Source organism: Microbacterium sp. CGR1, from assembly GCF_051062835.1.
Lineage (GTDB): Bacteria > Actinomycetota > Actinomycetes > Actinomycetales > Microbacteriaceae > Microbacterium.
This window is the reverse complement of record NZ_JAOTPG010000001.1, coordinates 2,272,405-2,285,414: the sequence shown is the minus strand read 5'-3', so window position 1 is coordinate 2,285,414 and position 13,010 is coordinate 2,272,405. Positions and strand designations below refer to the sequence as shown.

12 protein-coding genes are annotated in these 13,010 nt (G+C 68.9%); 10 read left to right on the top strand and 2 right to left on the bottom strand.

Features of this window, described 5'->3' with window-relative positions; translation table 11 throughout:
- Window positions 1-44: 44 nt before the first annotated feature.
- The 8 genes from OD997_RS11310 (at window position 45) to OD997_RS11275 (ending at window position 8,348) form a co-directional block, all read left to right on the top strand.
- The gene (locus OD997_RS11310) at window positions 45-485 is read left to right on the top strand and encodes a DoxX family protein (protein ID WP_434331659.1); all 441 of its coding nucleotides are present in this window, start codon (window positions 45-47) and stop codon (window positions 483-485) included.
- Between the two features lie 105 nt (window positions 486-590).
- Window positions 591-1,256 (top strand): GntR family transcriptional regulator, encoded by a 666-nt coding sequence (locus tag OD997_RS11305; protein ID WP_434331658.1) that lies wholly within the window; start codon window positions 591-593, stop codon window positions 1,254-1,256.
- A gap of 127 nt (window positions 1,257-1,383) precedes the next feature.
- A complete protein-coding gene (locus OD997_RS11300) occupies window positions 1,384-2,352 on the top strand; it encodes a tripartite tricarboxylate transporter substrate binding protein (protein WP_434331657.1) in 969 nt (322 codons plus the stop codon).
- Window positions 2,353-2,431: 79 nt separating this feature from the next.
- On the top strand, window positions 2,432-2,986 hold the full coding sequence (locus OD997_RS11295; protein WP_434331656.1) for a tripartite tricarboxylate transporter TctB family protein: 555 nt from the start codon (window positions 2,432-2,434) through the stop codon (window positions 2,984-2,986).
- Complete coding sequence (locus tag OD997_RS11290) at window positions 2,983-4,638, top strand: tripartite tricarboxylate transporter permease (protein WP_434331655.1); 1,656 nt, start codon at window positions 2,983-2,985, stop codon at window positions 4,636-4,638. The genes OD997_RS11295 and OD997_RS11290 overlap by 4 nt, the downstream gene beginning before the upstream one ends.
- Window positions 4,635-5,504: a dihydrodipicolinate synthase family protein gene (locus tag OD997_RS11285; protein WP_434331653.1), complete on the top strand. Its 870-nt coding sequence runs from the start codon at window positions 4,635-4,637 to the stop codon at window positions 5,502-5,504. Before OD997_RS11290 ends, OD997_RS11285 begins: the two co-directional genes overlap by 4 nt.
- A 102-nt stretch (window positions 5,505-5,606) precedes the next feature.
- Window positions 5,607-7,304 carry a long-chain-fatty-acid--CoA ligase gene (locus OD997_RS11280; protein WP_434331652.1) on the top strand — a complete coding sequence of 566 codons (1,698 nt, stop codon included), beginning with the start codon at window positions 5,607-5,609 and terminating at the stop codon, window positions 7,302-7,304.
- A gap of 57 nt (window positions 7,305-7,361) precedes the next feature.
- Window positions 7,362-8,348 carry a LacI family DNA-binding transcriptional regulator gene (locus OD997_RS11275; RefSeq protein WP_434331651.1) on the top strand — a complete coding sequence of 329 codons (987 nt, stop codon included), beginning with the start codon at window positions 7,362-7,364 and terminating at the stop codon, window positions 8,346-8,348.
- A gap of 24 nt (window positions 8,349-8,372) precedes the next feature.
- Here OD997_RS11275 and OD997_RS11270 read toward each other — a convergent pair whose 3' ends face one another.
- Window positions 8,373-8,756 (bottom strand): hypothetical protein, encoded by a 384-nt coding sequence (locus tag OD997_RS11270; RefSeq protein ID WP_434331650.1) that lies wholly within the window; start codon window positions 8,754-8,756, stop codon window positions 8,373-8,375.
- Window positions 8,757-8,946: 190 nt separating this feature from the next.
- Between OD997_RS11270 and OD997_RS11265 the strand changes: the two genes are divergently transcribed.
- A complete protein-coding gene (locus OD997_RS11265; RefSeq protein ID WP_434331649.1) occupies window positions 8,947-10,578 on the top strand; it encodes a fucose isomerase in 1,632 nt (543 codons plus the stop codon).
- A 47-nt stretch (window positions 10,579-10,625) separates the two neighbouring features.
- Window positions 10,626-11,648, top strand: coding sequence for a LacI family DNA-binding transcriptional regulator (locus OD997_RS11260; RefSeq protein ID WP_434331648.1), 1,023 nt, complete (start codon window positions 10,626-10,628; stop codon window positions 11,646-11,648).
- Between the two features lie 26 nt (window positions 11,649-11,674).
- Here OD997_RS11260 and OD997_RS11255 read toward each other — a convergent pair whose 3' ends face one another.
- A complete protein-coding gene (locus OD997_RS11255; protein ID WP_434331647.1) occupies window positions 11,675-12,976 on the bottom strand; it encodes a glycoside hydrolase 5 family protein in 1,302 nt (433 codons plus the stop codon).
- Window positions 12,977-13,010 lie beyond the last annotated feature (34 nt).

Here is a 13,010-nt window from a genome sequence, read left to right as displayed (position 1 = left end):
CCGCGCCTGGCGCGCGGTGTCCTGCCACGAAGGAACATCTCCTCATGACGAACACCACCGCCCCCTCTGCCGCCACCTCGCTCGGACTCCTCGTCCTCCGCGTCGTGGTCGGCGCCGTCTTCGCCGCTCACGGAGCGCAGAAGATCTTCGAATACACGATCCCCGGAACCATCGGCAGCTTCGCCGGCATGGGAGTGCCTCTGCCCGAGATCGCCGCACCCGTCGTCGCGTTCATCGAGCTGATCGGCGGAATCCTGCTGGCGCTCGGCCTCTTCACGCGCCCCGTCGGCATCCTGCTCGCCGCCGACATGGTCGTGGCGCTGTTCGCCGTGCACCTTCCCGCCGGTCTCTGGGTCGGCGAGGGCGGCTACGAGTTCGTCGCCGTGCTCGGCGTCGCCGCGCTCGCGCTGGCGTTCACCGGCGCCGGGCGCTTCTCGCTCGACGGCGCGTTCCTGCGCGGTCGTGTGCCGGCCTGGCTCAGCTGACCGCGAGGCCGTGCTCGGCGGGAGTCGAGAGAGGGAGCGCCGTCGCGGCGCTCCCTCTGCTGTCTCACCCGTGTGTATCCTGTCAACAGTTAACAGGAGGTCACCGTGACAGAGACCGTCAAGCGCGGGGAGTCCCTCGGCGCGCAGGTGGCGCAGGTGCTGCGCCAGCGCATCGTCCGCGGAGAGCTGGCACCCGGCGCGCGCATCACCGAGGAGGCGCTCGCCGAGGAGTTCTCGGTGAGCAGAGGGCCGATCCGCGACGCGCTCACCCAGCTGAGCTTCGAGAAGCTCGTCGAGGTGCAGCGCCCGCGCGGCGTGTACATCACCGGACTCTCGCAGGACGACGTCGATCAGCTGTACAGCCTGCGCGGCGCTCTCGAGCAGCTGGCGCTCTCGCGGGCCATGAGGGTCGATGACGACGCGCGCTGGGCGGCGATGGCTGCCGCCGTCGCGCGGATGGGAGCTGCGGCCGACAGGGGGGACCACGCGGCCTTCGTCGCCGCCGACCTCGAGTTCCACTCGGAGATCTACGTGCTGGCAGACCACCCCCGTCTGCAGGGTGCCTGGAGCCAGTACCTGCCGACCTTCGCTTCCCTCCTCGAGGTCACGATCAACCACGACGACGATCTCCACGAGTCGTCGGAGGATCACGTGAAGCTGATGGACGTGATGCGCTCCGGCTCGCCGGAAGAGGCGGCCGCGGTGCTGACCGCGCACCTCGACGGCGCGCGCGATCGGATGCTGAGCGAGCTCGCCGACCGGCCGGCCTGATCGAGGACCGTCGGGCCCGACTCGATCAGCACGTCCGCGATCCTCGCTTTGAGTGTTGACTGTTAACAGTCAACACTGCTACGTTCAAAGCGTCGACAACAAGGTCGACCCACGTAGAGGAGCAAAGATGCCCCGCATGCGCATCACCCGGGCGGCCGCCGCGATCGCGGCCGTCGCCGCCACCGCTCTCGTCCTGTCGGCCTGCACCAAGGTCGAAGAGGGTGAGGATGCGGCATCCGCCTTTCCCGAGAACGACATCCGCCTGATCATCCAGGCCAACCCCGGCGGCGGATCCGACCTGTCGTCCCGCGCGCTCGCCACCGAGCTCGAGGGGATCCTCGGCGTCAGCGTCATCCCCGAGAACATGCCGGGCGCCGCAGGCGCGCTCGCGATGGAGTACGTCGGCGCCCAGGACCCGGACGGCTACGTGATCGGCTTCGCTCCGGTCGAGATCGCGATGCTCAACACCACGCAGAGCGCGAACGTGCTGCCGGAGGACTTCGACCTCCTCGGCCAGATCATGCTCGCCCCCGGCGTCATCACGGTCGGTGCGAGCAGCGGCATCGAGTCGCTCGAAGACCTCGTCGCCCAGGCGAAGTCCGGGGCCGTCACGGTCGCGAACTCCGGCGCCGGCTCGATCTGGGAGGCCGCGACGATCGGCCTCGGCGATGCGACCGACTCGACCTTCACGCCGGTGCCGTATGACGGTGGAGCGACCGCCGTCGCCGCCGCGGCCTCCGGCGAGACGGTGGCAGCCGTGTCGGGTCTCGGTGAGGCACTCGCGCAGGGTGAGGCCGTGCGCATCCTCGGCGTCATGAACGACGAGCGCCACCCGGATGCCGAAGACGTCCCCACGGTCGACGAGGCGATCGGCGAAGACGTGGTCTTCGGCGGCTGGGGCGGCATCTACGCCCCGAAGGGCCTGCCGGACGACGTGAAGAGCGAGCTGGAGGCCGCCGTCAAGGAGGCCGTCGAATCCGACACCTACCAGCAGTTCCAGAAGGACGCCGGAAACCTCGTGGTCTACCGCGACTCGGCCGAGTGGACGACGTTCGTCGACGAGCAGTTCGACCTCTTCAAGGACCTCCTGGGCTGACCGGCCCGGGAACGCGGGGCCGGTCTCATCACCGGCCCCGCACCATCCCCGCCGCACGTCAGACCAGGGAAGGAGAACCATGTCCCACGCCGAGTCCACCCCCGCAGCCGAGCAGGTCGAGCGGGTCGAGCAGGACGAACATCAGGGCGCACCCGCATCCCGACCGCTCGAGATCGTCTTCGGGATCGTCTCCCTGGCCTTCAGCGCGGGCTACCTGTTCCTCACCACGCAGATCCCGCTGCGCCGTGAGGCGCTCCCCGGCCAGATCGACGCCCGCTTCTGGCCGATGGTCATCGCCGTCACGGCGGTCGTCATCTCCCTCGCCATCCTCGCGATCGCGATCACACGACCCGCTCCCGGCCGTGAGGATCTCGACCGCATCCAGCCGGGTGGCACAGTGCGCGTGATCGCCACCCTCGCGATCGCCTCGGTGTTCATCGCCGTGTGGTCGCTGGGATCCGTCATCCTCTTCGGCTACCGCATCGAGGTCTTCCCGATCGCCGCAGCCGTGCTGATGGCCGCCCTCATGCTCCTCTACGGTCACCGCCGCTGGCTGAGCCTGATCATCTACTCCGTCTCCGTCACGGCGTTCGTCTACGTCGTGTTCGGCATGCTCCTGAGGATCCCGCTGTGAACGCGCTCATGGAGGGGCTGAACTCGCTCCTCGACATCTCGATCCTGCTCTACATGCTCGTCGGCCTCCTGCTCGGCTTCATGGTCGGCGCCTTCCCCGGCATCACCGCGACCATGGCCGTGGCGCTCGCCGCCGGATTCACGCTCACGCTCGAGCCCGTGCAGGGCCTCGCCGTCCTGCTGACCATCTACGTCGCCGCCAACTTCGGCGACCGGGTGCCCTCGATCCTCATCAACACCCCCGGCACGCCCGCATCGATCGCGACCACGCTCGACGGCTATCCGATGGCCAAGCAGGGGAGGGCAGGACTTGCGCTGACGATCTCGGCGATCGTCTCGGCCGTCGGCATCCTCGCCTCTCTCGTGCTGTTCGCGGTCGCCGCCGTGCCTATCGCGAGCTTCGCCCGCGACTACTTCAAATCTCCCGAGCTCTTCGCACTGGTCGTCTTCGGCATCTCGATCATGATCGGCATCTCGTCGAAGTCGATGCTCAAAGGCATCCTCGCCGGTCTCTTCGGGCTCATGCTCGGCACCGTCGGAACGTACGCCGCCACGGCCGACCAGCGCTTCACGTTCGGGGTGCTCGAACTGGTCGAGGGCGTCAACTTCATCGCCGTCATCATCGGCCTCTTCGGCATCGCCGAGCTCTTCGACCAGCTGCTCACCTACCGCAAGAGCAACGTGCGCCCCATCTCGAGCCTCGGGCGCTGGTGGCCGAACCGCGCGGAGCTGAAGCAGAGCGGTCGTGCGACCGCCGTCGGCGGCGCGGTCGGCCTCGGCGTCGGTCTCATTCCGGCGGCGGGTGGCGACATCGCCGGCCTCATCGGCTGGGAGCGTGCGCGCAAGGCGTCGAAGCACCCCGAGATGTTCGGCAAGGGATCGATCGAGGGCGTCGCCGCCTCCGACACGGCCTCCAGCGCGACGCTCGGCGGCTCGCTCACGACCACGATGGCGCTCGGCATCCCCGGCGACTCGGTGATGGCCGTGATGATCGGCTCGATGATCATCTGGGGCATCACCCCCGGGCCCACGCTCTTCACGAACCGCCCCGACCTCGTGGTCTCGATCGTCGGCATCATGCTCGTCGCGACGCTGCTCTCGCTCGGCCTGAGCCTCGTGCGCATGAAGGGCATGGTGAAGCTGCTCGACGTGCCGCAGCCGTACCTGTGGAGCGGCATCCTGATCTTCTGCATCATCGGCACCTACGCCACCTCGAACAGCCTCTCGACCGTGGTCACGATGCTCGTCTTCGGCGTGATCGGAGTGCTGCTCAAGCGGATGCAGGTGCCTGCCGGCCCGATCGTGCTCGGCCTGCTGCTCGGCCCGCTCGCCGAAGAGAACCTGGCGCGCACTCTGGCCATCCTGCCGACCCGTCCGTTCTTCGAGGTCGTGAGCCCGATCGCGATCGTGCTGCTCGCTCTCGCCGTGCTGTCGATCGTGATGCCGGCCATCCGTGCCGCCCGCACACCCCGTGCCGAGCGCGCGTCGCTGGAGGACTCGATCCTCCAGGCCGAGAGCCGCGAGCAGATCGAGAAGGCGCACGGCGAGCTCGCCGCCGACCCAGACCTGCTCACCTCCACCGTGCGCAACGTCGACACCTCAGCCCGCGCCGCCCGCCGGGCTCGCAAGAACTCCAAGGAGAACGAGAAGTGACCCGCTACGACATCCTCACCGCCGTGCCCACCGCCTTCCACAGCGACGGCGCACTCGACCTCGAGGGGTCGCGCGCGATCTTCCGCTTCGTCGCCGAGTCCGGGAACGAGGGCGCATTCGTCCTCGGCACGACGGGCGAGTTCCCCGCCGTCGATGCGACCGAGTTCGAGGCGATCGTCGAGGCGGCCCTCGCCGAGCTGAAGGACCGGATGCGGGTCGTCGTGCACGTGGGCCAACCCAGCACGTTCGAGGCGCTGCGCCTGGTCGAGATCGCAAAGGGGCTCGGCGCGACGGAGTTCGCCGCCCTCACCCCGTACTACCTCAAGGCCACGGACGACTCGATCTTCGACTACTTCGCGGCGCTGTCGGAGGCGGTCGGCGACGGTCGGCTCTACGTCTACATCTATCCTGCCCGCAGCGGCAATCCCGTCTCGGTCGAGCTGCTCGCGCGCCTCGCCGAGCTGCCCAACATCGTGGGTGCCAAGATCAGCGAGCTCTCACTCGACGAGATCGCCGCCTACCGCGCCGCGGTCCCCGCCGACTTCGATCTGTACACCGGTGCCGACCGCGACCTGATCGCGGCGGTGCAGGCGGGCGCACAGGGGGTCGTCTCGGGGGTCTCGTCGGTCACGCCGAAGCCGTTCCGCGCCCTGGCCGACGCCGGTCGCTCGGGAGATGCCGACGCGATCGCCGCCGCCCAGGCCGCGGTAGACGACGTCGTCTCGCTCATCGGCGGGGACATGGCGCGAATGAAAGAGGCGTACCGGGTGCTCGACGTCGTCGACACGCACTGCCGCATGGCGATCGCCGAGCCGACCGATGCCGAACGCCAGGCCGTCGCCCAGGTGGTGGCCGCGCACCGCTAGGGAGTCGGCCGGAGAGACAGGGAGGGGCGACGGCGTGGCTTCGGTCGGGCCGCCTTCTCCCTGCCGGTCGTTCTCATAGCCGACACGAGGGAGGATGGAGTCATGTCCGTCAACCCGTACGACTCCCGGCCATGGCTCGATTCCTATGCGGAGGGTGTCCCCGCGGACATCGAGACCCCGTCTCAGACGCTGACCGAGATGATGGCGGCGAGCGTCCGGACGTTCGCCCGACGACCGGCTCTCGAGTTCTTCGGCGCCGTCACCACCTACCGCGAGCTCGGTGATCAGATCCTGCGCGCCGCCGAAGGGCTGCGACGTCTCGGCGTGCACAAGGGTGACCGCGTGGCGCTCGCGCTCCCCAACTGCCCGCAGCACGTCGTCGCCTTCTATGCGGCGCTCCGCCTCGGCGCGATCGTCGTGGAGCACAACCCGCTCTACACGGCCAGGGAGCTGCGGCACCAGTTCGAGGATCACGGCGCCAAGGTCGCGATCGTCTGGGACAAGACCGTCGACACGATCGCGGACTTCCCCGCCGATCTGCGGATCGAGCACATCGTGAGCGTCGACTTGACGGAGGCCATGCCCGCCTCGCAGCGGTTCCTGCTGCGGCTGCCGATCCCGAAGGCACGAGCATCGCGGGCCAAGCTGACCAGCACGCCGAAGGCGCGCAGAGCGCTGCCCTGGAAGAAGCTGATCGACCACCGCGCGCTCTCCCGCCGCGTCGACGCCCCGACTCTCGACGACACCGCGCTGCTGCAGTACACGAGCGGGACGACGGGTGTCCCGAAGGGAGCGATCCTCACCCACGCGAATCTGCGAGCCAACGCGATGCAGGGTCAGGCCTGGGTGCCGGGGCTCGTCGCCGGCGAGGAGACGTTCTACGGGGTGCTGCCGCTGTTCCACGCGTACGGCATGACGCTGTGCCTGACGTTCGCCATGAGCATCGGCGCGAAGCTGGTGCTGTTCCCGACGTTCGACCTCGACCTCGTCACGAAGGCGGCGCGCACGAGTCCTGCGACCTTCCTCCCTGCCGTGCCGCCGATCTACGATCAGCTGGCGCGGGCGGCATCGCGTGGCACGATCGACCTGTCGACGGTCAGATTCGCGATCTCGGGCGCGATGAGTCTGCCTGTGGCCACGGTGCAGCGCTGGGAGGAGGCGACCGGCGGCCTCCTCGTCGAGGGCTACGGCATGACCGAGAGCTCGCCCGTCGCGCTCGGCAATCCGATGGGGCGCAGTCGCCGCCCCGGAACCGTGGGCGTGCCCTTCCCGAGCACGGAGATCCGTGTGGTGGATCCGGCGGACACCGACACCGACGTTCCCGTGGGCGAGCGGGGAGAGCTTCTCGTGCGCGGCCCGCAGGTGTTCCAGGGATACTGGCGCCGACCGGGAGAGACCGCCGACGTGCTGCTCGCCGACGGGTGGCTGCGCACGGGCGACATCGCCGAGGTGTCGGCCGACGGGTTCGTGACGATCGTCGACCGCCTGAAGGAGCTCATCATCACCGGCGGGTTCAACGTGTCGCCGACCGAGGTGGAGGATGCGCTCCAGGCGCACCCGGACGTGGTCGCGGCCGCCGTGGTCGGTCTTCCGCGCTCCAGCGGCGGCGAAGAGGTCGCAGCTGCCGTGGTGCTCCGAGACGGCGCGACGCTCGACGCCGGCGCCCTGCGCGACTTCTGCCGCACGAGGCTCACGCCCTACAAGGTCCCCAAGCGCATCGTCGCGATGGACGATCTTCCGCGTTCGCTCATCGGCAAGGTGCTGCGTCGTCAGGTGCGGGATCGGATGCTCGGGGGCTGAGGCGCGGGCGCGGGGGCGTCTTTCGCCGCTGCACCTGAAATCGGTTACAGTGTGCCGATGGCCACGATCTACGACGTCGCTCGACTCGCGCAGGTCTCTCCGGCCACCGTCTCCCGGGTGTTCAACGGCACCAGCGTCTCCGATGAGAAGGTCGCGGCGGTGCGCCGTGCCGCGGAGCAGCTGAGCTTCACGCCCAACCGCACGGCCCGCAACCTGCGTCGGCAGAGCTCCGAGGTCATCGCCCTCGTCATCCCGGACATCGAGAATCCCTACTTCACCGAGATGGCTCGCGGGGTCGAGGACGTCGCCTCCGAGGCCGGGTACTCCGTCGTGCTGTGCAATTCCGACGCGCAGGTCGAGAAGGAGGCGGCGTACCTGCGGATCGCGATCGCCGAGCACATGTCGGGAATCATCATCGCGACCGCCGATGAGCACTCCGACCTCGAGGGCGTCCTCGCGACCGGTCGGCCGGTCGTGGCGGTCGACCGCAGCACCACCTACGACATCGACGGCGTCGTCATGGCGAACAGGGCGGCTGGCGCTTCGGCTGCGAAGGACCTGCTCGATGCCGGTTACCGTCGCATCGCCTACATCGGCGGGCCGGAGCACATCGACACGGCGGCCGAGAGAGCTGCCGGATGGCGGGCGGCGCTGAGCGCCGCGCATCCGGACCTCGACCTCGACGAGCTCGAACGCTTCGCCACGTTCCGCGTCGACGGGGGACGCACGGCGATGGAGGACCTCCTCGCGCTTCCCGAGCCGCCGGATGCCGTCGTGGCCGGGAACAACCTCATCGGCGTCGGTGCGATCCAGGTGCTGACGGAGCGCGGGTTGACCCCACCAGAGGTCGGTGTCGCGGTGATCGGCTCGCTGCCCTTCACCACTCTGTCGCCCACGGCGGTGACCGTCGTGCGGCTGCCCGCCCGCCACATGGGAGTCACGGCGGCGCGGATGCTGCTGGAACGCATCGGCGGCGACGACCAGCCTTCGCGCACGGTGGTGCTGAGGAACGAGATCCAGCCGGCCAGCGTCGTCAGGGCCTGACGGGACGCTGGCCCAGCCGGGGCGCTACTGCGACCGCCAGAAGCGGGTCGCGATGTTCGTGAGCTCGGTGTCGAGGTCGTCGACCTTGCCTTCGACGCGTGTGAGCCGGGTGTCGAGGGAGTCGAGCCGCACATTCACGACCTCGAAGCCGGCGCGCATCTCCGCTCGCAGCCCGCCGATCTCGGCGTGGACCTCGCTGCGTAGGCCACTGAACTCGCCGCGCAGCCCTCCGAACTCGCCGCTCAGACCGCCGAACTCGCCGCGCAGACCGCCGAACTCGCCGCGCAGCCCTCCGATCTCGGCACGCAGCACCCGATTGAACTGCGTGGTCATCAGGGTCATGCCTCCGAGCATCGCGGTGGCGAAGATCCCGATCATCGTCCAGGCCTGCGGATCGCTCAATTCCATACCCCATTGTTCGTCGAGGGACTCAGGATGTCACCGCCGGTCGGTGCTGTATGCCGGAGTGCCCGCGCATCGTGCACAACTCGCGTGTGCGCTGACCGGTGCAGAAGTGATCAAGACAGGGCCTGCCTTGTGCCATGAAATCGATTTCGCGTACAGTGGCAGGACACGTGCATCAAGGAGGACGCGAGTCATGACCTACACCCTGCCCACACCGGCATCCCGACCGGCATCCGCGCCGAAGACCGCGTATCTGATCGCCTCGGGCGACCTGCGCGAAGCGGCGAACACCGGCGGCTGGCCCGTGCAGGTGGAGCTCGAGGCGGGCGTCACCGGCGTCTTCGAGGATCTGGGCTGGACCGTCATCCGCGCCAACGACGTCGACCCCGCGACCGGGCACGGCTTCATCTCGAGCCAGCGCATGGGCCTCGAGGTCTTCAAGAACATCCCGACGGATGCTCCGCTCATCGTCGCCGAGGCTGTGTGGCAGTACTCGCACCACGTGCTCGCTGGGCTGCGCACGCACGAGGGCCCCATCCTCACCGTCGCGAACTTCGCGGGCGACTGGCCCGGACTCGTCGGCCTGCTCGGCCTGAACGCCGGCCTCACCAAGATGGACAAGCCCTACTCGTCGATCTGGTCGGTCGACTTCACGGACGACTGGTTCACGGCCGGCATCAAGGAGTGGACCGAGACCGGTGCGATCACGCACGACGCCTCGCACGTGCGTCCCCTTCCCGAGCTGCCCGACAGCCCCGAGAAGGCGCTGGGGGAGGCGCTCGCCGCCGAGCTGCTCGCCGAGAAGGCCATCATCGGCGTCTTCGACGAGGGCTGCATGGGCATGTACAACGCGATCTTCGACGACGAGCTGCTGAACCGCACCGGCATCTACAAAGAGCGCCTCTCGCAGTCGGCGCTCTACGCAGAGATGCTGAACGTCACCGAGGACGAGGCCGATTCGGCCTACACGTGGCTCACGGACGCGGGCATGACGTTCCGCTATGGCGAGGATGCCGAGACGGAACTCACCCGTGAGCAGGTGCAGTGGCAGCTGAAGATGTACATCGCCGCCCTCCGCATCGCCGACGACTTCGGGCTCGACGCGGTCGGCATCCAGTACCAGCAGGGTCTCAAGGACCTGGTGCCGGCATCCGACCTCGCCGAGGGCATCCTGAACTCGACCGAGCGCCCGCCGGTGACCTCGCGCGACGGCTCGCGCGTGCTGCACGAGGGCCGCGCCTTCCCGCACTTCAACGAGGCCGACGAGGGCGTCGCGGTCGACGCGCTCGTCACCGATCGGGTGTGGCGCGCCATGGGTCTGGTGCCCGACAACACGCTGCACGACGTGCGCTGGGGCGAGGACTTCGACGGGCAGTTCGTCTGGGTCTACGAGATCTCGGGATCGGTGCCCGCCTCGCACCTGGGCGGCTGGCAGAACGCCGAGGGATGGCGTCAGGGACACGTCTTCTTCCCCGCGGGCGGCGCCACGATCAACGGCGTCTCGAAGCCGGGCGAGATCGTGTTGTCGCGCGTGTTCATCGCCGACGGCATCCTGCAGGCCGACATCTTCCGAGCCTCGGTCGTCGAGCTGCCCGCCGAGGAGACCCAGCGGCGCAAGGATGCGACGAACCCCGAGTGGCCGATCGCGCACGTGGTGCTGCACGGCATCTCGCGCGACCAGTTCATGGCCCGCCACAAGGCCAATCACGCGCAGCTCGTCTACGCGCCGGATGCCGAGACGGCCGACAAGGCCCTCATCGCGAAGGCGGCGATGTTCGCGGGAATGGGCATCAAGGTCAACCTGGTCGGAGACGTCACGATCTGAGCGAGCGGGCTGCGGGCTTCGGGCCTGCGGATCGTTACAGTGAGGGGATGAACCCGGCGAGACGCGTGACGATCACCGACATCGCGCGGCTCGCCGGGGTCTCGCCCGGGGCGGTCTCATTCGCTCTGAACGGGCGCCCGGGGGTGAGTGCCGAGACGCGCGCCCGCATCCTCGAGGTCGCCGCGCAGCACGATTGGCTGCCCAGCTCGACGGCTCGGGCGCTGGCGGGTGCGCGTGCCGGAGTCATAGGATTCGCGGTGAACCGGCCCGCACGCACACTGGGCGCCGAAGCCTTCTTCACCGATCTCATGGCCGGCGTGCAGTCGGCTCTCGCGCCGCATCGTCTCGCGCTGCAGACGGTGCTCGTGCCGTCGATCGACGACGAGATCGCGACCTATCGGCGCTGGCGCAGCTCGCACCAGGTCGACGGGGTGGTCGTGATCGATCCCCGTGACGATGATCCGCGGATGCCGGTGCTGCGCGATCTCGGCCTACCCGCCATCGTGATCGGCAGCGTCCGTTCCGAGCCCGGACATCCTGCGACTCTGCAGGTCGACGACCGGCGAGTCGCGCACACGCTGTTCGCGCACCTCGTCGATCTCGGCCATCGCCGTATCGCCTACGTCTCGGGCCCGGCCGAATTCCAGCACACCAGGCTGCGCTCCGAGGCTCTGTCGCAGCTGGCCGCCCGGGGAATAGCCGGTGCGGTGATCCCGACCGACTCGTCACCGGCCGCGGCGTCCGCCGCTCTCGTCCGGCTGCTCGCGGACGAGGCGTCGCCGAGTGCCGTCGTCTTCGACAGCGATGTGATGGCCATCGCGGGCCTCCGCGCCGCGCAGGAGCGCCGCATCGCCGTGCCCGCTGATCTGTCGATCGCCTCGTTCGACGATTCGACGGTGGCCGCACTCGTGCATCCGTCGATCACGGCCATGACGAGAGACACCTTCGGACTCGGAGCGGATGCCGCGAACTTCCTGATCGAGCAGATCGCCGCGCCCGGGCCGTTGCCCGACCGCAGCGGCTCGGTGCCTCTGCTGACAGAGCGCGAGAGCACGGCGCAGGTGGGCTGAGCCCGGGGCGCGCCGGCGGTTTCCGGCTACTCCGCCCGGTGCTCGACCACCGTGTTCTGCGACTCGTACGACCAGGGCTCGACGGCCGGACGGACGAGTTCGGTGATGCCCCGCGCCGCGAGCACGGTCGGATCCGCGGCATCCTTCGAGGTGATGAACGCGGGGTCGGCTCCGGCCTCGCACGCGTCGACCCAGGCCTGGAAGATCGAGCCGCCGGGGCTCATGGCGCCTCGACTGACGGGAGTCTCGGCCTCGTCGACCTCGACGACGATCCCGAGGGTGCGCGTCGGCGTCTCGCGTCGTTCCCGCAGCTCGGGGATCAGCTCGGCGAACCGGCGTCCGATCGGCTTCGCCTCGCCGTTCTGATCGACCAGCCCCAGCGTGTACTCGAGCTCGGGGAAGTCCGCGAGACTGCGGCTCACATCGTGCGAGCACCACCAGGTGACACCCCAGAGATCGTCGGTGCGCGCGACCGAGCGCAGGGTGGCCTCGAGGAAGTCGGGGGTCTGCTCCGGCGTCAGGCAGTTCGAGGGGGCGCCGACCTCCTGCAGCCAGATCGGCTTTCCGGGTTCGGTGGTGAACGCGCGGGCGAGCTCGATCATGTACTCGGCGTGGCGATCGGATGCGACGGAGCGGCCGCCGTACTTCTGCGCCGTGCCGTTGAAGATCCACGAGTGCACCGTCGTGATGTCACCGAGTCGCGAGGCGAGCGCCGGGGTGAACCCGTGGCCGTCCATGTACCAGGCGGCGTCGTACTCGCTGTGCACGTGCTGTTGCCTCGGCGCCGAACTGTGGGCTGCATCCAGAAGCGTGGTGATCCAGTTCGCCGCCTCGGCCTCGGTGACCGGCCACGGCGAGGGGTGGGTCCGCGCCGAGAACTGGTTCGTCTCGTTGCCGAGCGTGAAACCGAGGAAGTTGTCGGCGTCGCCCAGCCGCTCGCCCAGACGTGTGACGAGTTCGGCCTGACCGCTCAGGGCATCGGGATGGGTGAACATGTTCTTGTCGTGCCACGTGAACAGCCACGACGGGATGAAGTCGAAGCTCGACAGATGCCCCTGGATCACGTCGACGCTCGCGTCGAGTCCGAACTCCGCGGCGACGTCGACCACCGCACGCACGTCGTCGACGGCTTCGGCACGGATCAGAGTGCGGTTCGGCTGCAGCACCGTCCACAGCGGGAAGATCCGCAGATGATCGAGGCCCAGTTCGGCGAGAGAGGCGAAGTCCCGGCGCACCTCGTCGAGGTCGAGCGACATCCACGCGTGCATCCACTGGGAGCGGGGCGTGTAGTTGGCGCCGAAGCGAAGAGGGGCGGTGGAGGAGGGCATCGCTGTCCTTTCGGGGTCGGTGCACAGACTCTAA